The organism is Candidatus Tisiphia endosymbiont of Ditula angustiorana (assembly GCF_964026425.1).
Taxonomy (GTDB): Bacteria; Pseudomonadota; Alphaproteobacteria; order Rickettsiales; family Rickettsiaceae; genus Tisiphia.
This window is the reverse complement of the sequence record NZ_OZ032143.1, coordinates 270683-290798: the sequence shown is the minus strand read 5'-3', so window position 1 is coordinate 290798 and position 20116 is coordinate 270683. Positions and strand designations below refer to the sequence as shown.

General features: G+C 33.0%; 18 protein-coding genes and 1 pseudogene. 7 read left to right on the top strand and 12 right to left on the bottom strand.

What is annotated here, in order from left to right:
• Positions 1 to 31: 31 nt before the first annotated feature.
• The 3 genes from AAGD29_RS01235 to AAGD29_RS01225 all read left to right on the top strand — a co-directional run bounded on the left by AAGD29_RS01235 (position 32) and on the right by AAGD29_RS01225 (position 3855).
• On the top strand, positions 32 to 2047 hold the full coding sequence (locus AAGD29_RS01235; RefSeq protein WP_341758208.1) for a ComEC/Rec2 family competence protein: 2016 nt from the start codon (positions 32 to 34) through the stop codon (positions 2045 to 2047).
• Positions 2048 to 2238: 191 nt separating this feature from the next.
• Entirely contained in the window at positions 2239 to 3111 is an 873-nt protein-coding gene (locus AAGD29_RS01230; protein WP_341758207.1) for a hypothetical protein, read from the top strand.
• A gap of 153 nt (positions 3112 to 3264) precedes the next feature.
• Positions 3265 to 3855: a ribonuclease HII gene (locus AAGD29_RS01225; RefSeq protein ID WP_341758813.1), complete on the top strand. Its 591-nt coding sequence runs from the start codon at positions 3265 to 3267 to the stop codon at positions 3853 to 3855.
• 164 nt (positions 3856 to 4019) lie between these two features.
• On the opposite strand, the gene AAGD29_RS01220 is transcribed toward AAGD29_RS01225, so the two are convergent.
• The 3 genes from AAGD29_RS01220 to greA form a co-directional block, all read right to left on the bottom strand.
• Positions 4020 to 5348 carry a DUF2748 family protein gene (locus AAGD29_RS01220; protein WP_341758206.1) on the bottom strand — a complete coding sequence of 443 codons (1329 nt, stop codon included), beginning with the start codon at positions 5346 to 5348 and terminating at the stop codon, positions 4020 to 4022.
• Positions 5349 to 5514: 166 nt separating this feature from the next.
• A complete protein-coding gene (gene lipB, locus AAGD29_RS01215; RefSeq protein ID WP_341758205.1) occupies positions 5515 to 6138 on the bottom strand; it encodes a lipoyl(octanoyl) transferase LipB in 624 nt (207 codons plus the stop codon).
• 538 nt (positions 6139 to 6676) lie between these two features.
• A complete protein-coding gene (gene greA / locus AAGD29_RS01205) occupies positions 6677 to 7168 on the bottom strand; it encodes a transcription elongation factor GreA (protein WP_341758812.1) in 492 nt (163 codons plus the stop codon).
• 76 nt (positions 7169 to 7244) lie between these two features.
• Between greA and AAGD29_RS01200 the strand changes: the two genes are divergently transcribed.
• The 3 genes from AAGD29_RS01200 to rpoD are packed head-to-tail and all read left to right on the top strand — an operon-like array spanning position 7245 to position 11559.
• Positions 7245 to 7865, top strand: coding sequence for a diacylglycerol/polyprenol kinase family protein (locus AAGD29_RS01200; RefSeq protein ID WP_341758203.1), 621 nt, complete (start codon positions 7245 to 7247; stop codon positions 7863 to 7865).
• Positions 7862 to 9634 (top strand): DNA primase, encoded by a 1773-nt coding sequence (dnaG, locus tag AAGD29_RS01195; RefSeq protein ID WP_341758202.1) that lies wholly within the window; start codon positions 7862 to 7864, stop codon positions 9632 to 9634. Before AAGD29_RS01200 ends, dnaG begins: the two co-directional genes overlap by 4 nt.
• Positions 9635 to 9651: 17 nt before the next feature.
• Positions 9652 to 11559 (top strand): RNA polymerase sigma factor RpoD, encoded by a 1908-nt coding sequence (gene rpoD, locus AAGD29_RS01190; RefSeq protein WP_341758201.1) that lies wholly within the window; start codon positions 9652 to 9654, stop codon positions 11557 to 11559.
• A 24-nt stretch (positions 11560 to 11583) separates the two neighbouring features.
• On the opposite strand, the gene recO is transcribed toward rpoD, so the two are convergent.
• The 8 genes from recO to AAGD29_RS01150 all read right to left on the bottom strand — a co-directional run bounded on the left by recO (position 11584) and on the right by AAGD29_RS01150 (position 18368).
• Positions 11584 to 12309, bottom strand: a complete 726-nt coding sequence (gene recO / locus AAGD29_RS01185) for a DNA repair protein RecO (protein WP_341758200.1) — start codon at positions 12307 to 12309, stop codon at positions 11584 to 11586.
• Positions 12310 to 12311: 2 nt separating this feature from the next.
• Entirely contained in the window at positions 12312 to 13202 is an 891-nt protein-coding gene (era, locus tag AAGD29_RS01180; protein WP_341758811.1) for a GTPase Era, read from the bottom strand.
• 204 nt (positions 13203 to 13406) lie between these two features.
• Entirely contained in the window at positions 13407 to 14120 is a 714-nt protein-coding gene (rnc, locus tag AAGD29_RS01175) for a ribonuclease III (protein ID WP_341753780.1), read from the bottom strand.
• 1 nt (position 14121) lies between these two features.
• Positions 14122 to 14910 (bottom strand): signal peptidase I, encoded by a 789-nt coding sequence (gene lepB, locus AAGD29_RS01170; protein ID WP_341758199.1) that lies wholly within the window; start codon positions 14908 to 14910, stop codon positions 14122 to 14124.
• A 311-nt stretch (positions 14911 to 15221) separates the two neighbouring features.
• On the bottom strand, positions 15222 to 15977 hold the full coding sequence (gene truA / locus AAGD29_RS01165) for a tRNA pseudouridine(38-40) synthase TruA (protein WP_341758198.1): 756 nt from the start codon (positions 15975 to 15977) through the stop codon (positions 15222 to 15224).
• Between the two features lie 15 nt (positions 15978 to 15992).
• Complete coding sequence (locus AAGD29_RS01160; RefSeq protein ID WP_341758197.1) at positions 15993 to 16658, bottom strand: ABC transporter ATP-binding protein; 666 nt, start codon at positions 16656 to 16658, stop codon at positions 15993 to 15995.
• Positions 16651 to 17898, bottom strand: a complete 1248-nt coding sequence (locus AAGD29_RS01155; RefSeq protein ID WP_341758196.1) for a lipoprotein-releasing ABC transporter permease subunit — start codon at positions 17896 to 17898, stop codon at positions 16651 to 16653. Before AAGD29_RS01155 ends, AAGD29_RS01160 begins: the two co-directional genes overlap by 8 nt.
• Positions 17895 to 18368, bottom strand: coding sequence for a hypothetical protein (locus tag AAGD29_RS01150; protein ID WP_341758195.1), 474 nt, complete (start codon positions 18366 to 18368; stop codon positions 17895 to 17897). Before AAGD29_RS01150 ends, AAGD29_RS01155 begins: the two co-directional genes overlap by 4 nt.
• Before the next feature lie 82 nt (positions 18369 to 18450).
• On the opposite strand from AAGD29_RS01150, the gene AAGD29_RS01145 reads away from it, so the two are divergent.
• A protein-coding gene (locus AAGD29_RS01145; protein WP_341758194.1) for an IS5 family transposase occupies positions 18451 to 19214 on the top strand; the annotation gives its coding sequence in 2 pieces (ribosomal slippage) (positions 18451 to 18783 and positions 18786 to 19214; 762 coding nt in all).
• Here AAGD29_RS01145 and AAGD29_RS01140 read toward each other — a convergent pair.
• Positions 19213 to 19917: pseudogene (locus AAGD29_RS01140) on the bottom strand (MFS transporter); the annotation flags it as partial. The gene AAGD29_RS01145 and the pseudogene AAGD29_RS01140 overlap by 2 nt on opposite strands.
• Between the last annotated feature and the right edge of the window lie 199 nt (positions 19918 to 20116).

Below are 20116 nucleotides of genomic sequence, written 5' to 3'. Positions count from 1 at the left end.
TATTTTAAATAAAAATCTACTGTTAGATGTAATGACCCTAAGAGATTATAAATTAATTTTTAAGCTTGCCAAAAGCATTTTAGAACAAGAATATCACAATCTCAGCCTTTGGTATTTCGTTAGTTTCATTTATGGTATCGTTATTTATTTTACTTTAAGTAACGAACCTTCCTTTATATCTATTCTAGCTATTTTCACAATTTCTTTATCACTAATAATCTTAAGAAATAACATATTTGGGCGATTTATTTCGGGCATAATTATCGCTTTTTCATGTGGTATGTTAGTGGGCAAATATCGTATATCAAATTTACATGTTGTTAGCATTAAAAAGCCGATAATTTCACAAATAGGTGGCACTATAGAATCGATGAAACCGACTACTCATGGTATGCAGGTTATATTATATCAGGTAAAAATTCAAAAACTTAAGCAGGTTTTACAAAAAGTAAGGATAAGCATGCCAGCAAAATATGCTCAAGAAATTAATATTAACGATAGCATTAACCTAGTGGCTCAGCTTTATAAGCCTCAAAGTAGTATCCTACCAGGTGGTTATGACTTTGGCTTTTATGCATATTTGGCGGATATCAACGCCACTGGCTATGCACTATCACCCCCCCAAATTATAGCACATAGTAATCTCTACACTAATAGTTTTATCTATAAAATTAAAAAAAATATTTACAACCGCCTAATCCAAATACTCGGTCCTATTAAAGGTAATTTCGCCGCAGCAATATTACTAGGAGAAACCAAAGCCATCGATAGAAAATTAATGAAAGAAATGAGACAAAGCGGTATATCTCACATACTTTGCGTCTCCGGTTTACATTTGTCATTGGTAGCTATGCTGTTTTTCATATCAGCAAGATTCTTATTAAATCTATCAAATTATATTGCTTATAATTACAACATAAAGTCAATTGCAGCAATTTGTTCTTTAATAGGCAGTTATGGTTATTTGCAGCTAAGTGGCATGCAAATTGCTGCCACAAGGGCATTCATTATGACGACAATTTTTATTTATGCAGTTATGATAGGACGGAAGCCCTACCCCCTAAGATCGCTCGCGATTGCGGCTTTCATAATATTATCGGTAAATCCCGAATATATATTTCATCCAAGCTTCCAATTATCTTTTGTGGCAGTATTATCGCTAACTGCTGGTTATGAATTTTATATAAAAAATCAATGGATTTTAGGTGAAAGCAAGGGCATCTTTTCTTCCATAAAATTTTATATTGCCTCTAATATTTATTCAAGCTTCCTTGCAAGTATAGTAACCGCTCCTGTGGTAATAAACCAATTTTATACATTTCCTACTTATTCTATTCCCATGAACCTTATTGCTGTACCGATAATGTCTTTCTTTCTGATGCCGTTATCTATTATCTCATTATTCTTAATGATATTTGGTATAGATCAATATTGTTTAAAATTAATAGGTTTTTTCATTAATATAATTATTGCAGCAGTGAAATTTACTAATACCTTACCATTATCAGTATGGTATTTTGGTTATATAACCAAAATTAGTTTAATTACTTTCTTATTTGGATTTTTTTGGACTTGTTTATGGAGAACAAAATGGCATTTTTTAGGTCTGATTATAATGATTATATCTGTAATCTTAATGCTAAATTCTCCTAAACCTAATTTCATATTTGATATAAATTTAAATGCTATTGGTATAAAAAATAACAATGGTGAACTTGACATTTATGTGAATGAGATACCAGAGTTTAAGCGTATATATTGGGCCAACTGGTTTGGTCAACAGGATGCTAAAATATTCCCTATAGAAAAAAATATTTTTACTTCCGATGGATACACAATTTTGATAAACTATAAGCCAATTGCTCCAAATAAAATATGTGAAAATGTCGATATATATATTAACATGTCAAGTAGAAACCAATGTAAAGGTAACAAAATTACTATTACTAGAGAATTTTTAAGAGAGTTTGAAGTAATAATGATATTTTGTAATCAGCATGAATGTACAATTGAAACAAATAATAAAAAAAGATTTAGTTTTCAATAAAATTATTACAAACTACTATAATGTTGGTTATTATGGGTATATACTCGAATGATCCTACGAATTGGATTTGAAAATGAGGGGCGAGCGAACTAGGTGTACATTTAGTACATGAGTACGCAAGTTCCTAATATTTTCAAAAAACAATTCTTCAAATCATTCGAGTATCCCCTCATTCCTAGCTAAAAGCGGGAATGACATCAAACGTAATTAAAGATATTTTTATGCCCAAATTAGAGAAGTTTAAATCAGATATAGCTAATATTATTGGTGAACCAAAGGAAGGCTTTGTAAAGGATATAGATAGGTTCAAAAGTCTACTCAACTTTAGCTTTGATTCGAAATATACTCCTGAACTTGCTGAAGCTATGGAAAGCATGGGAATAGAGAAAGAAGTAAAAATACAGGTGTCGTTGGATGATGACACAACAAATGTACTTTCACAAACTGTTGAAGCTACCGGTCAGAAATTTGGTGAATTTAAAGGCAATATTAGCACCACCCTTAATGCTCATGGTGAACTTGCTAAAGGATATTCTGCCGAATATGTTAAAGGACAACCTAATTTAGATAAATTTGGCCAACAAGCTAAACAAATGGATACATTGATAGAAGAGTTTCCACATAAATCCTTACAGGAAACTGAACAAATTGAGACAATTGCAACTATAGGAGCTGGTACAGAAAAAATGTATTCGGCATTGGAATTTTCACCGGCTGATCCAATGCATGTTAGAACCATTACAGATTTAGGTACAAAACTGAGGCATTATATTAAATCATTTGCTAAATCACCTGAGGAACAGAAAGAGGCTTTTATTGAAAATGGTGCTGAGACAATCCAAGCTATTGATAAAGCAAATAGAAGTGATGGATTGCAAACTAGTAAGACTGCATTAGAAAAGATATTAAGCAAACTTGAGAGTACAGCCGGATCTCAAATATATCACCGTCTAAGAAAAACTCTCAATAAAAACGATATATCTATGGGAAATGGTAGTAGTACTATTAAACCCAATACTACCCCTTCTAACACAAAGCATTCTAATAAAGATAAAGGACGGTAGATTCTCGCCTACGCGGGAATGACAGCTCTAGGTAGTAACTACAACTGTAGTATTAGCGTAGTTAATAATGGGAAATGGTATTACTACAGTAACAATAGATGATAGCGATGATGAAAAACTATATATAAGGTGAAATACATAAAGTGTCATTTTATGGGAAGCGTGATGTTTAAATTAGAACAAAAATATTCAGGATTAGTAGCTGGAGTAGATGAAGCTGGCAGAGGACCACTAGTTGGTCCTGTAGTAGCTGCATCTGTTATCATTGACCAAACAAAAATCATACATGGTATCAAAGATTCCAAAAAACTTACTAAAACAATGAGGGAGTTGTTATATAAACAAATAACCCAAAATTATATTTGGTCTGTTGGTATAGTGCATCACGATGAGATAGATATAATTAATATCCTTGAAGCAACTAAAAAAGCTTGTACTATATCAGTAGCAAATCTTGCTGTTAAACCGGATACGGTATTAATAGACGGTAACATGAAATTTCACGACCCAAGATTTATTAGTATAATAAATGGCGATAATTTATCAATTTCTATTGGAGCAGCATCTATTATTGCGAAAGTTACTAGAGATCGCTTAATGCTTGAATATGCCAAAGAATTTCCGGAATATATGTGGCACAAAAACTCCGGTTATGGTACTAAAGAACATCTAAATGCTATAAGCCTTCACGGTCTTTCACCTTATCATAGAAAAAGTTTTAAGATAAGAAGTTCTACATTATAGGCTATAGAAGGCAGGGTAATTTAAAAGTCATAACCATTAGTTGCTATAGATGCAAATTTAACCGCTACCGATGTCATCTCTACGAAGGCAGGGGTCTAAAAAATTTTAACAAATCCTCTCGGTTTATTTTTCTAGATCCCTGCCTACACAGGAATGACATAAACCTATACTTCTCTGACTTGTTTAAATACTAACTTTTTTTTACTAAATATATTTATTTTACGAAAAAAATTAGTTAGAGACCTTGGCTTTGACATATCACGTTTATAGCTTTGCTTAGTCATTAATACATAGTTAGAAATTAAGGAAGGTATAACTTCGGAATAATATACTTTATATAATCCTTTCATTGTTGCCATAGTCGTTAAATATCCCCATTTCATCACCTGTTGGGGGACTCTTGCTAGAGCCTCTATACAGGCAATTGTTTCTTCGATCTCAGGGTTACTATTTTTATAAACATCTGCAACTGGTGCTAAATTAAACTTCATATCTTCAATCATAGCTCTAATCATCAGCCCCATATATTGCTCTTTTATGAATCTCTTAATAAAAAATAATTTTCTTCTATTAACGGAAAATAAAAATTTCTGTTTATATATAAAGCCAAGTAATCTTGCCCAATAAGCCCTTATACCCCGTACCTTGTTTTTATTATAAAATTTTACCTTTTCTTCATAAATAATCATTTGCCTCATCCCTATAGAGAGAAGCTTGGCTAATAGTTTATCACAATTAATAATATCATCTATTCTAGCCTGTCTTACATGGGGTGTTGCTTTTGTTCCAGAAAAATTTGCTGAATGACGACTAATTTGACGGCCACTTGCATCTCTTTTAATATCAGCAAAATGCCCAAGTTCTTGCCCAGCTATAATTTGCAATCTAGCAACTGCTGCCCATCCATCACCATAAGTTGGGTGATTTTTATCATTTTCAGCAAATGGATTTCCACCGCAGGAAACAAAGACTGCTACATTCTTACCGTCAGTACTTTGCATACCACTATTAGAACCCGAACGTTGCCAATCAACTATATCCATCATATCACCGATATTATGGGAATAAGTAATAAATACTTGGACCTTATCATGCAATAACCACCTAATAACTATAGGATGGGCTGACTGAACAAAAAGCCTTGTTAATTTTTCAGTAACGGATTGGTCAACTGGTTGTAATTTTTGAATTTGTTTTTTCAGATCTGTATAAATCGATGCCAGTTTTTTATCTGATATAGAAGATTTGTATAGAGATCTAAATAACTGATTAGTTTGTTCAATTAAATTTGGCTCAGTTATTTCCTCTTTACTTACCATCAAACTAATATTGAACTTTGGATCAGAAAATCTTGCAAAATTACAACTATTATCGGTATCTATCCTAAGTTTTCCTGATTTGATTAATTGTTGAGCTAATTGTTCATATTCTATTTGCATGTCCTCAGGATAAATAGCAGGAATCTTATCAAGTATATGATAAATTGAACTCATAGGGGTATATACTACTCGTAAATGAAGAGTTGGTAGACGAAGATCAAAATCAACAAGTGCTAGGAGTGTCCAAGCCGAGGAGCACAGCGTACATTAGTACGTGAGCACCGCAGGTCTTGGACAATGACACCGCAATTGTTGATTTTCATCGAGTATACTGAATATTTTAAAAAACCTCAAAGAATTTATCCTTAATAACTTCATCAAACTGATCTAACGTTATATCAACACCAAGTTTCTTAAACGAGGTCACAGGCATATCTCTCAGACCACAAGCAATAATTCCGGAGAACATATCAAGATTTGTTGAAATATTTACAGCAACACCATGATATGTAACCCATTTTTTAACTCTAATACCTATTGATGCAATCTTTGCAGGTACACCGTTTTCTTCTACCCATATCCCCACTATACCACTTATAGTAAAAGCTTTAATCCCAAAATATAAAAGGCTATTTATAATCCATTCTTCTAATAGTTTAATATATAGTTTTAAATCCTTTTGCCTTCGTTCTGAGACTAAATCAAGAATGGGGTATATTACTCTTTGTCCGCTACCATGGTAGGTAAGCTTCCCTCCCCTACCAGTATAAATTACCGGTATATCTCTAGGATTTAACAATTCATTTGCCTTAAAACTAGTACCTGCGGTATAAATATCCTTATATTCAACTAAATAAACAATCTCTTGTGAAGATTTATTGATTAAACTTGCAACCTTATCTTCCATTAATTTTACTGTGTCTTCATATTCTGAAAAGCCTGATAAGGTAACAAATTGAACCATAATATTAACTAGGGGGTGACATCAATTCTATTATTATGCCTAAAACCTTCTCACGCGAATGCGGGATAAGAATTAACTAATTCTTATCCCGCATTGAGGTTTCTCGGGTTAGCTATAAGGAGTATTATAATAGACTTCTTTCGAAACTCTACTTCTGCTGGTGATTTGTACGTCGATCCGGTACTCGAATCACAGCTGTCGAAAGTTAGAAGAGGAAGCGGTTTTAGAAGTCATAATGACAGTTTAAAAGTTGTCGGCTTATAACCGCTGTCATTGCGAGAAGGCGTAAGCCGACGAAGCAATCCACTTATGGTTACTTTTTTGGATTGCTTCGTCGACCTACGGTCTTCCTCGCAATGACGTTACCCTATTTAAAACCCCTTCCTCTTCTAACTTTCGACAGTTGTGGTACTCGAATCCTCACGTACATTCAAGTACGCTGCGGTTCTGCGTTCCGTGTCTCCTTCAAATCCCTCAGCACAAGTGAGTTTCGAAAGAAGTCTAATATATAAATAGGCTAGCACTAATAGTTAATATCTTAAATATCTACTAATTCTTGATAAGATACTTCTAAAACCTCATAAGATTTTGAACCTTTAGGAGTGGTTACTTCTACTACATCTCCAACCCCTTTACCGATGAGAGCCTTAGCAATTGGCGATACTATGGATACCCTCTTTTTGGTTATATCTGCTTCATACTCTCCAACAATATGATACATCACTATTTCCTCTGTTTCGTCATCGATCAACTTAACTAACGCCCCAAATTTTACGGTATCACCGGAGAGTTTTGAGGTGTCAATAATTTTAGCTCTTGCTATTTTATCTTCAAGATCCAAAATGCGACCTTCAATAAAACTTTGTTTTTCCCGTGCTGCATGGTATTCTGCATTCTCAGATAAATCTCCAAAATCTCTAGCTGTTGCTATAGCTTCAATTACTTTTGGTCGTTCTATATGTTTAAGATGTTTAATTTCTTTTTCTAAACTATCAAACCCTTTATGTGTAATAGGAAAATCTGCCATAATAATATGTCTTGTCTAAGTTAAGTTTTCTAGTATATTTGTTGTGTCAAACTTTGTCAAATAGGCCTTTTAGGTTATTATGCAAACTAAACTCTTTAATTTTGAAATACAACGTAAAACTTTCCACTTATACAGCTTGATTATACCACTTTTTTATTTATTTTCATCTAAATTAGTTGTTACTACACTATTACTTCTACTTATAGTATGTGTATTATATATAGATATTACAAGGCATTATAATTTATATGTTAAGAAATTGACAGATAAATTTCTTGGAAAGTTTATGAGACCTGAAGAACAGAGTGGTTTATTCAGACTAAGTGGTAGCAGTTTTATGGTGGTTGGATTTTTCTTAACTGCTCTTTTATTTTCAAAAGGTTTAGCGATTTCATCTTGGCTTATATTGATAATAGCTGATTGTCTTGCTGCGTTAGTGGGTACAAAAATAGGTACGCCTCTAAAAAATGGCAAATCATTGGAAGGTTCCATTGCCTTTCTAATTTCTGCAATTTTTATTAGTATATTAGTGTATTTTTTCATCGGCTATCACACTAGTTTTACTGTTATCATAATTAGTTCTATAGTTGCTACTATTAGTGAATTCTACTCAAAAGAGTTATCAATAAACGATAATTTGTTAATACCTCTTAGCTACTGCTTCTCTACAATCATATTCACCTTTATTGTAAGTTTATGAGAATTCCATTAGAATTTTATGAACTTCTTAGAACTCGGATTAATTTATCAGATGTTGTTAGACAAAAAGTAGTCTTAACTAAAAAATCTGGAAATTACTTGGGACTATGTCCTTTCCATGTTGAAAAATCTCCATCATTCACTGTAAATGATGCCAAGAAGTTTTATTATTGCTTTGGCTGCACTGTTCACGGGGATGTTATAAAGTTTGTTTCCAACTTTAGCGGTTTATCTTATAAGGAAGCAGCCATTAAACTTGCTAATGATTATGGCATTGAATTGCCTAAATTAACAGCAGCACAACAAAAACTCTATGAAGAATCGGATGAACTATTTGATATCTTAGAGATGGCTGAAAGATTTTTTACATCACAATTGTCACAAGAAGTATGTAGCTACTTACATGACCGCGGTATTAGTAAAGAAGCAATTAAGGAATTCTCCATCGGTTTTGCTCCTCCATCTAAAGCATTACAGAAATTTTTTGAAAAAAAATCAATATCTTTGATAAAACTTCAAAAAGCAGGCTTAGTGGGCAAGCGAGATGATGGTACAATATATGAGATATTTTATAATCGGATAATCTTTCCGATTAAAAATGTTTATAATAAAGTAGTTGGTTTTGGGGGGCGAGTGCTTGGTGATGGGTTACCTAAATATTTAAATTCTCCGGAAACCATATTATTTCAAAAAAATGAAACATTATATGGGGAGAATAATGCGATTAGTGTTGCCTATAAGAAAAATCATTCAATCTTAGTTGAAGGGTACTTGGATGTTATTGCCTTGCACCAAGCTGGTTTTAAAGAGGCAATGGCAAGTCTTGGTACTTCGGTTACAGAGAATCACCTACAAAAATTATGGCGTGCCGGAGATGAAATAGTACTCTGTTTAGATGGTGATATAGCAGGAATAAAAGCCACCCATCGGGTAATTAATCTAGTACTACCTCTGATAAATGGTAATAAGAAAATTTCCTTTGTGATGTTACCTAGCGGAAGTGACCCTGATGATATGATAAATAAAGATGGTGCGGGAAGTTTCACACAAATTTTTGATAAAAGAATTAATCTGTCTGAAATGATTTGGCGTTCCGAATATGAAGGTAAGACTTTCTCAACTCCAGAAGACAAAGCTATTTTGGAAAGAAATCTTGAAGATTATTGTAAACAAATAAAAGATAAGCTACTTAGCCATAATTATTATAGATATTTTAAAGATCAAATATGGCAAAATTTAATTAAACGTCAAAGTAAAGTAGCTGTAAAAAATTCAAATATAACATTTTCAGCTCCGTATTATTCAGAAATTGAGATGTTAGAACAAGTCTTTTGTATAATGTTAGTAAAGTGTCCAAAGATAATCAAAAAGCAAGAAATAAAGGATTTCTTATTAACGTTAAATTTCCAAAATAAAATGCTTGAAGCTTTTCGTGATTGGTATTTTGCAGAAATTATTAGCAACAATATATTAGATCAGGAAAATATTATTAGTTTGGCAGAAAAAACTGGATTTTATAACACTTTTTCAGTATTGTCAAAATCCAATAATCCATATCTAGATTTGTTATTTAATATGGATGACATAGACTTTGACTTACTTTACCAATGGTTTCATAAAGCACATTACCTAGTACTATTAAAACAAGAATATAGCTCAATTATGCAAAATGGCTCAGACGAAGAGCTAAAAAAAGTTATATTATATCGAGAAGAAATTTTGAAAATCTCTAAAGAGATTTATAATCTAAACGAATCTTTTACTAATTGACCCAAGGTTTATAAATTATGACAGAAGCAAAAGAGAAAATAGATGTAAAAGGTACTGCAGTTGATAACCTAGTTAAAACAGCTAAAGAAAAAGGCACTGCAGTCACTTACTATGATCTAAATAAAGTCATTCCAATGACTAATAATATATCAGTAAACGATCTAGAAAAGGTAATATCAAAGTTTTCTGAGGCTGGAGTTGATATTATAGAAGGTGATGATGACGAGATCAAACTTGATATTAATGTAGATGATGAATTTAAACTGTCTAATAATGTTGATCGTGAGCCTGAAGACGAAAGTGAAGAAGAAAATTTAGGTACGACCGATGATCCAGTAAGGTTATATTTACGAGATATGGGAGGAGTTGGACTTTTTTCTCGTGAGACTGAAATAGAAGTAGCCCAAGATATTGAAGAAGGCAAAGAGATAATGGTTAAGTCACTTTGTGAAAATCCAATATCGATGAAATTCTTTATAAAATGGCATGAAGATTTAGTTAATGAAAAAATACTACTCCGAGATTTGATTGATCTAGAAGCTAATATGGTCAACGGGGATGATAGTAATTCTGAAGAGAGTCAAAATAATTATATAGAATCAGATCATGAAGAAGCTAGCAATTTATCAATAGCTACTATTGAGTTACAGTTATTACCTAGTGTTGTCAAGCGTATGGCAAAAGTTTCTAAGCTTTCTGAAGAGTTGTTAATTGAAGCAAAAAAACATTACACCCGTTATCCTCAACCTAAGGGATTGCATGATAACAAAAAATATGCCAAGAATCTACAATTACTAATTATTGAAATTTCTAGTATCCATTTCCACTCTAAAAGGACAGAAGAAATTCTTAATAGAATATATAGTTTAAATAGAGAATTAGTAACTAAAGAAGGGAGCTTCCTTAAATTAGCTGAAAAATATGGCATAAGTCGTCAAAACTTCCTAAATGAATATATGGGAGCAGTAATTGATGAAAGCTGGAAAAGGCAAATGCAAAAAAATAAGCAATCTAATTGGAAGAATTTCCTTGCTAAAGAATCTGATGCTATTGATCAAGTGATTAGTGAATTAAAAACCATGGAAATGACTATTGGTTTGCCAATTATTGAATTTAAAAAGTTAGTGCATACAATACAAAAGGGTGAAAGACAAGTCCTTAGGGCAAAAAAAGCTATGATAGAGGCTAATCTGCGTCTAGTTATCTCAATTGCTAAAAAGTATGCAAATCGTGGATTACAGTTTTTAGATTTAATTCAGGAAGGAAATATTGGGTTAATGAAGGCTGTTGATAAATTTGACTATCGTAGGGGATATAAATTTTCCACTTATGCTACTTGGTGGATTAGGCAAGCTATTACTAGAGCTATAGCTGATCAAGCTAGAACCATACGTATTCCCGTGCATATGATTGAAACGATCAATAAAATTATTCGTACCTCTAGGCAGATGCTTAACGAGCTAGGTTATGAACCGACTCCGGCAGAAATTGCCGCTCGCCTTTCTATGCCAGTTGATAAAGTACGAAAAGTAATGAAAATAGCTAAAGAGCCAATTAGCTTAGAAAATCCAATAGGCGATGATGATGGTAGTTATCTTGGAGACTTTATTGAAGACAAAAATGCTATATTACCGCTTGACGCAGCAATTCAATCGAATTTACGAGAGGTCACAACTAGAGTTTTAGCAACTCTTACTCCTCGTGAAGAAAGAGTTCTAAGAATGAGATTTGGTATAGGAATGAGTACTGATCATACACTAGAAGAAGTTGGACAACAATTCAACGTTACTAGGGAACGTATTAGGCAAATAGAGTCCAAAGCACTACGCAAATTGAAGCATCCGACTAGATCTAAAAAACTTAGTAGTTTCCGGGGTGGTTCTAGAAAGCAAAACAATTCTTCAGAGTCTGCTTTTGGAGGCTGATTTTCTATAGACTTTATTTTATTTTTACAGTGTGAGTGTTGCGAATCGAATAATATATTCTATGAAATTCTCTCGTGCATATAGTTGTTGTTGGTTGTGAAAGAAATACCGGTTAAAAAAATATGTAGTTAAATTAAAAGCTTGTTTTTTATCATTATTAGTAATTTGGCTATTAGTGGAGGTTAGGAATTGTGGTAAGATTAGAAGCCTGTCTTGATATGGTAACCCCTCTGATAAGCATACAGCTCTTCCAGATTTTGGCGAGACGTAAGCTAGATTCTCTCTACTACCTGTTACCGCACATTTATGCAGATCAAGACCATAGCCTGATTCTTGGAGTATAGCTAATTCAAATTTAATATATTCCTCAAAAATAAAATCATTTGCTAGACTACTTAAATATTTTACAAAAATTGGAAAAAATTTATTGTGATTTTCTCTTTCATGAAATGCCATCTTAATAAGGCTAATAATTGAATTAAAAGCGTAGAGCTTAATTTTATTAGTTATTAAAAGACCAGCGTAAGATTTTATTAATTCGCATTTAGCCATTCCTAGATGCTCGTGTAATCTAGCTTGCCAAAGAAAATCAACAATATTACCTTGTTGATTTACAGAGCCAAATTTTTTAGATGTTTCTCGTATTACACCAGAATATAAGCCATGATTTTCAGTAAAAACTGTAATAATAGCCGTATTTTCTTTTAGTGGTTTTTTGGCAATTATTATACCTATATCTTTAAAATTCATATTTAAACTTGTTGCAATCTCATATGGCTATATGAGTGAGGATCATTTTCCCAAAACTCACGTACTTTCACAAAAAGGAAAAGGTGAATTTTACAATCAAAAGCTAGCTGCATCTCTATTCTTGCCTTAGATCCTATTTCTTTAATTTTACAACCATTTTTTCCTAAAATAATAGTCTTATAAGAATTCTTTGAAACCACTATTACCTGATGAATTTTGATAGACTTATCATTATTTTCCTGCCACATTTCAGTTTGAACGGTTAAATTATAAGGTAATTCTTGGTGAAGATTCAAGAATAATTGTTCCCTAGTTATCTCAGCTGCTAAAAAGCGCATAGGTAGGTTAGTAACATCATCTTCTTCGTATAGCCAAGACGACAGTCCTGCTTGGCTTTGTATGTAGCTTAGTAAATTATTAATATTTTCGCCGTTTAAAACGGATATTTTAAATATATTAGCATCTAGGAACTGAGACCTTATAATATTTTCTATTTCTTCTATATATTTAGAAGGAATATCGATCTTATTTAACAGAAATATTAAATTTATTTTAAGGTTTTGTAATTTTTTCAGTATTTGTAAAGTAAATTGGTCTATAGGTTTCGTACTATCTATTATCAATAAAACTAAATCTACACCATGTAAACTTGACCATGCACACCGTACCATTGCTTTTTCCAGCTGTTTCTTTGGCTCGAATATACCTGGCGTATCTAATATTATCAGCTGCGTATCTTTTATGGTAACTATTCCAGTTATAATGGAGCGAGTAGTTTGAACTTTATTCGTTACTATGGAGATTTTTTGTCCAATAAGTTTGTTTAATAATGATGATTTACCAGCATTTGGTTTACCGATTATACATAGAGTTATTGTTTTCTGAGAATATATTTCCACGGATTAAACCTTACAACTATTACCAAGTGTGCAAGTTTTGTTAACTTAAACAGCCCCGATATCATCCCTGCGTAGGCAGGGATCTAAAATATCTAACAACATTATCTATGCTATTTTTTTAGACCCCTGCCTTCGCAGGGGTGACACCAGCCCTTAGAGAGGGCTATTATAACTATTAAAAACTTGCACACTTGGTAACTATTTCAAATTTTTGAAATAGTTCATTAATTTTCGAGCAGCAACTTTTTCTGCTTCTTTAACTGAATGACCAGTTCCAGTTTGTTGGTATGCTTCCATTTTTACTAATACAGTGAAGATAGATGCGTGTGGTGATCCTTCTCTTTTTATCACTTCATACACGGGTCTTGCAATTCCCTTTCTTTGTGCTAATTCCTGAAGAGTAGTTTTAGGATCATAATCAGCTAAATCAGTAATAGATATAAACTCATACCACAAATCATATACTATTTTTTGGGTCGTATCAATATTACTATCAAGATAAATGGCAGCAATTAATGCTTCCATAGTATTCTCAATATTATTAGGATTTTGCCTTCCCCCTAATACTTCTTCACCATGGGTCATAATAATATAGTCTGACAAATTGATTTTTGCAGCTACTTTGCAAAGCGATTCTTTACAGACTAGATATGCTCTAATTTTTGCTAATTTCCCCTCATCATAGGTAGAGAAATTCTTAAATATAATTTCAGTAATGATAAAATTAATTATTGCATCACCAAGTAATTCTAAACGTTCATAGTTTTTTTGAATTCCATGCTTTAGGATATGTTGCTTAAGGGAAGGATGACTTAACGCTTCAAGTAAAAGATCTTTATTATTAAAATTATATCCTATATCTTGTTCAAGCTTTTCTGGAGCAGAAAGAGCTGATTCTTTACTTGTTATCATTTTATATTTTATCTGTATAAAGGGACGTAAATATTCTGTTAAATCTAATAGATGCCAGCCAAGTACCCACACGGAGTATTTGATTAATTATCCCAATATCACTTTGCCATAATTCTTCTTTTGTAGAAAAAATAATAAATTGTCCTTTGGCAATAAAGTTTTTAAACGGTACAAATCCTAGATCTATCCTACTATCATTTGATTCATCTCTGTTATCTCCAAGGAAGAAATACTTACCTTCTGGTACATAAAAGCTTTCCGTATTACCATATTTATTTACTAGTGAATGATTATTTTGTTTTAATTTATAAGAAAAATAACTTACACCATTAGGTAATATTTCCTTATATTTTATATAATTTTTTCCTTCTTCACTTGTATATGTACCAATTTCAGTGCGTTCTATGGCTTTATCATTTATATACACTACGTCATTGATTAATTGTACTTTATCTCCAGGTAGCCCAATTAGTCTTTTTATAAATCGAATATCCATATTATTTGGTGGGCAAAAAACTATTACATCTCCTCTTTGTGGCTGTGACGCCAACATTCTCCCATTCAAAATATTAGGACTAAAAGGAAAAGAATAATTACTATATCCATAAGAATATTTTGTTGAAAAAATATAATCATTCTCCAGCACGGTTGCTTTCATTGAACCTGTTGGCACAAAAAAAAGTTCCATGATAAAAAATCTTATCATCAGTGCCAAAAATATTGTAAAGATAAAAGACGTATATTCTTTAATTTGTGTTTTTTTGTTGGTAACCGCAGCTGTTGTTTGCATAATTATTATTTAATAACGAACTAAATTCAGTTTATAATACCTTATTACTATGTTTAAATCCAGCAATTTTTGAATCGCTCCTAGCAGGGTAATTTAAAAGTCGGGCTGCAAGCCTAATAGATAAAGGAAAAAGTGCTTAATATGCACTCGATGTCATTCTGAGCAACGGCGGGAATCTAAAAAAATAAGCCTGAAAGACTATTAAGTAATATAGATCCCGCACCGAAGCAGGGATGACATCGATAGCGGTTAAATTTGCATCTATATCAACTAATGGTTGTGACTTTTAAATTACCCTAACCCCTAGTATCTTAATAGTCAACTCTAAGAAAATACAACCCACATGCTGGAGCTTTTGCACCTGCTGCCTCTCTTTTTTTAGCATCCAAAGCTTTTTGTATATCACCTTCCTGCCATATATTGCGTCCAACTAATACTAAACTACCAACAATATTTCGAACCATATGATGTAAAAAAGATCGAGCAGAAACATATATTTTTATATCGTTGTTTTCTTGTGTAATAACTAACTTAGATAAGGTTTTTATAGGTGACTTTGCTTGGCAATATTTACCTCTAAATGAGCTAAAATCATGATTTCCTATGAGATAGAAAGCCCCATATTTCATTGCTTCAACATCAAGAGGTTGTTTTATCCACCAAGCACGATTTAAATCTATTATAACTTGACCAGACCTATTAATAATTCTATATACATAATGACGTTCTACAGCAGAAAATCTTGCATGAAAATCTTTGTCTACTAGAACACAATCAATTATCCCTATATTATGAGATCTTACAAAATAGTTAATAGCCTGCATAACTTTATAGGGCTGCATATATTTCACTAAATCGAAATGTGCTACTTGCCCTAAAGCATGAACCCCTGCATCAGTCCTGCCAGCTCCATGAACCACTACTTTTTCACCAGTAAATTTGTAGATTCCTTCTTCCAATATTTGTTGAATAGATATAGCATTACACTGCCTCTGCCAGCCAACAAAAGCAGTGCCTAAATATTCAATGGTAATCTTATATCTATAAAAATCAAGTATTTGATTCATCAATTTATTTACCGCCTATTTCAGCTCCCCATACTGCAATTCATACACTCTATGCATCTTATGTGCCATTTCATGATTATGAGTTACCACAATAATAGAGGTATTTTGTTGTTTGGCGGTTTTAAGCAATAAGTTAAAAACCTCATTAGCAGTATTAGGATCTAGATTACCAGTAGGTTCATCAGCTAAAATAATTTGAGGATTATTAATTAAGCTACGAGCGATAGCTACTCTTTGTTGCTCACCACCAGATAGCTCACCCGGTACATTATGTATTTTATTAGCTAGCCCTAACTCTGCTAATAGCTCTTCTGCCTTCTTAAGAGCTAATTTATAACTATCACCAGCAATTAATTTTGGCATTGCTACATTCTCTAAGGCAGTAAAATCTTTGAGTAAATGATGTTGTTGATAGACAAAACCTATATTACGCAGTCTTATTATATGAGCGTGATTTTGGCAATAGTTTGTTGACTCTATCTGCACCTCTCCACTATTTGGGGTATCAAGTAGACCAGCTATATGCAGTAAAGTTGATTTTCCGCTACCAGAAGAGCCTATTATGGCAACTAGTTCTCCTTGCATTACAGTTAAGTTAACATTACTTAATACTTCAATAATAGATTTTCCCTGCTTATATTTTTTAGAAATATTTTTTAACATTAATACAGCTTTATTCATAACGCAAGGCATCCACAGGATTCAACTTAGCAGCTTTATATGAAGGATAAATTGTTGCACAAAAACATAGAACTATAGAGATAGTTGATACTAATATAACATCTTCTAATCTTACCTCTGATGGTAGAGTGTATAAAAAATAAATCGCTGCTTCAAAAATTTTAGTACCAGTGACTTTCTCCAAGATATTTCTAATAGACTGGATATTATAAGCAAAGCTTGTACCCAATATGATACCTAAAATCGTACCGAGCAAACCTATAAACATGCCATTACAAATAAAAATAAGCATAATCTGCCTAGTACTTGCACCAATGGTACGAAGCACTGCAATATCCGAAGTCTTGTCTTTAACTAACATAAATAAGCTAGACACGATGTTAAAGGCTGCTACCATAATAATCAAAGAGAGAATAGTAAACATTGCTATCCTTTCAACAGCTAAAGCATTTAGAAACTGTAAATGTGATTTCTGCCAACTTGTCACTCGTAATTTTGATCCTAAAAGATTTTGTATCTCCCAAGCATAAATTCCCGCGTTACTCGGTTCTATCGTTATTATTTCGACTAGATTAATAACTTCCTTGAAAGACAGAAAATTTTGGGCAGCAATAAGTGGCATTAAAATAGTTGCTGAATCATAATCATACATACCGCTAGTGAAAGTAGCCACAACCCTGAATTCCTTAGATCTAGGCATACTACCAAAAGCAGTAGAAATTGAATTGGGAGAAATTAATTTTATTTTTGCACCTGCTTGAACTCCTAGGTTATGAGCCAATTCATTACCGATTGCCACAACATCTTTGCCAAAAAAATCGGTAAAATCTCCAGTATTAACATTTTGTAAAATCTGATTTTTATATTTGAGTTCAGTTAAATCTATACCTTTAATTATAGCACCACTATTCATTCTTTTACCTAGTGCAAGAGCTTGACCGACAATGCTTGGAGAAATATGTTTTATATAATTCTGACTAATTAATTTTTTGTTAATTTCATCATAATTTGCGATAAAACGTGATACTGGTGTTATGCTAATGTCACCATTAAGACCAATAATGTTTTTAGTCAGTTCATAATGAAAACCGTTCATAACGGACATAACCACTATCAATGCAGCAACACCGATAGTTACACCCATCAAAGAAAAACCAGCAATAATAGAAACAAATCGCTCATTCTTCTTAGCTCTAAAATATCGGACTGCTACTTTTAGAATAAAATTATCTTTTATCATTTAGGTTCATCAAATATTCTATCTAATTGCAATAATTTATAACAACCAATCAATGCTATAACTATAGTGATGCACATAACAATTGCTAATGGCTTAAAAGTACCCTGATAAAAATAACTAACCAACTGCAAACATAAAGTGGTAACAATCAATCTTCCTGATACAAATATAGCAGTAATCCTGCCTTTAGCATTTGGTATACTCTCTAACGCCAAAGGCCATAAAATATTACAAGGGAATATCATGCCAATAGCCACTAATTGTGTTACTATTGTTATGGTTAATGGGTCATTAGTCTTGCATATCACCAAAACTATAGCGGCAATTATAAAAGCCACAAGCATTAAAATACTAAAGAAAAAACATTTTTTTTGTCCAAAATTCTTCAATAAATAACCACTGCTAAAACTTACAGCCGAGAATACTGCAGCCATTGCTCCCTGATAAAAACCAAACTGTTGAATAGACACTCCTAGGGCGTGTCATCAATTAAGTTGACAGGAGTGTTCGTTTGTTGTGTAATAGAGAGAAAATTAAGGATAAATCTTCTCTATGCGTCGATATGCTCTACGTGACGATCAATGGGATCGGATTAAAGATAACCTACCTGGAAGGAAAGAGTCTGTTGGTGTAACAGCCAAGGATAATCGCCTATTTGTAGAAGCAGTCTTGTATCGATATAGGGCTGGTATACCTTGGAGAGACCTATCTGAACGTTTTGGAGATTTTCGAGTGATTCACCTACGTCATTCAAGGTGGAGCAAGACAGGTGTGTGGAAAAAGGTTTTTGAGATGCTGGCTGAAGATGCTGATAACGAGTATGCCATGATTGATTCAACCATTGTTAGGGCTCATCAACATAGTGCCGGTGCTAAAAAAAAGAGTTAGATGATGACCAAGCAATTGGACGAGGTAAAGGGGGGCTGAGTACTAAAATCCATGCCACATGTGACGCTCTAGGGAATCCAACGGGATTCCATCTTACCCCGGGTCAAGCTCATGATTTGCAAGGATCTGATGTTTTGATGAATGAATTGACGAAAGCGGATGCTGTACTTGCTGATAAGGCTTATGATGCCGATGCACGTATGCGAGATAAGCTGAAAGATAAGGGATGTATAGCTGTGATTCCCCCAAAGAAGAATCGTGTGAATCCAGCTAATTATGATAAAGACCTCTATAAAGCTAGGCATTTGATTGAGAACTTTTTTGCAAAATTGAAGCAATATAGAGCTATTGCAACACGATTTGACAAAACATCTCAGAACTTTTTGGGTGCTGTTTATATGGCTTCCATGGTAATTTGGCTCAATTGATGACACACCCTAGATCTCGCATGTACAAGATGGGAGCGATACCAATAAAAACCCAATAAGCTTGAAAAAGCATTAATGAGGTTATTATATAATAAATAGCTTTTCTCGATTTAAAGACCAAGCCATACTCTTTTAGGGATATTTTAACATTATAATTTACCTGTCCTTTTGGGATAAATAATACACCGATTATTAAACAAAATAGCCCGAATATTAACAGTATAGCAAAATTACCTCGCCAACTAAGCAAAAAATTTACATAACTTCCTACTACCGGTGCAAAAGCCATGGCTAAACTAATTGCACCATTTAAAGCTCCCATCATTCTTTGTTGTTGCTTAACCGAATATAAATCAGCCAGTACTACATAGCCTAATACTGCTACCCCAGATATACCTACCCCTTGCAGAAACCTACCAGATAGTAACATGTAATAATTGAGAGCAAAAGTACAAAAGCTACTACCAACAATAAATATTATAAGACCTATAATGATAATTAACTTCCTGCCAAACCTGTCCCCTAAATTTCCTACTATCAAGGAAGTAACACAGTGGGCTATGAGATTTATTCCTAGTAAGAATTCGACCTTAAAAGTAGAAAGATTAAAGCTATCTTGTAAATCTGGAAAACTAGGGACAAATAAATCCACTTCAGCCCCAGCTAAAACTTCCATAATTAAAATAGTAATAAACAAATTCATAAAAAAATATATACTTCTTGCAAATGAAGAGTTGATAAACAACAACAAGGCAATCAGATTTGAGACGGCTCTGCATCTGATTGTTAAATTAATATTTTGCTAAAAACATGATTTTAATCTTTTAAAATCATGTTTTTAGCTTTAGAAAGGTTTAAAATGCATTCGCGTTAGCCGCTTTAAGAATGCATTTTTCCTTACA

Coding starts and splice junctions, on each gene's coding strand:
- recO (WP_341758200.1), bottom strand. CDS start 12,309: ATGAATTTTAAAGATATAGGTATAATAATTGCCAAAAAACCACTAAAA.
- rpoD (WP_341758201.1), top strand. CDS start 9,652: ATGACAGAAGCAAAAGAGAAAATAGATGTAAAAGGTACTGCAGTTGAT.
- lepB (WP_341758199.1), bottom strand. CDS start 14,910: ATGCAAACAACAGCTGCGGTTACCAACAAAAAAACACAAATTAAAGAA.
- AAGD29_RS01155 (WP_341758196.1), bottom strand. CDS start 17,898: ATGATAAAAGATAATTTTATTCTAAAAGTAGCAGTCCGATATTTTAGA.
- AAGD29_RS01220 (WP_341758206.1), bottom strand. CDS start 5,348: ATGAGTTCAATTTATCATATACTTGATAAGATTCCTGCTATTTATCCT.
- lipB (WP_341758205.1), bottom strand. CDS start 6,138: ATGGTTCAATTTGTTACCTTATCAGGCTTTTCAGAATATGAAGACACA.
- truA (WP_341758198.1), bottom strand. CDS start 15,977: ATGAATCAAATACTTGATTTTTATAGATATAAGATTACCATTGAATAT.
- rnc (WP_341753780.1), bottom strand. CDS start 14,120: ATGATAACAAGTAAAGAATCAGCTCTTTCTGCTCCAGAAAAGCTTGAA.
- AAGD29_RS01160 (WP_341758197.1), bottom strand. CDS start 16,658: ATGAATAAAGCTGTATTAATGTTAAAAAATATTTCTAAAAAATATAAG.
- AAGD29_RS01225 (WP_341758813.1), top strand. CDS start 3,265: ATGGGAAGCGTGATGTTTAAATTAGAACAAAAATATTCAGGATTAGTA.
- AAGD29_RS01230 (WP_341758207.1), top strand. CDS start 2,239: ATGACATCAAACGTAATTAAAGATATTTTTATGCCCAAATTAGAGAAG.
- AAGD29_RS01200 (WP_341758203.1), top strand. CDS start 7,245: ATGCAAACTAAACTCTTTAATTTTGAAATACAACGTAAAACTTTCCAC.
- AAGD29_RS01235 (WP_341758208.1), top strand. CDS start 32: ATGACCCTAAGAGATTATAAATTAATTTTTAAGCTTGCCAAAAGCATT.
- dnaG (WP_341758202.1), top strand. CDS start 7,862: ATGAGAATTCCATTAGAATTTTATGAACTTCTTAGAACTCGGATTAAT.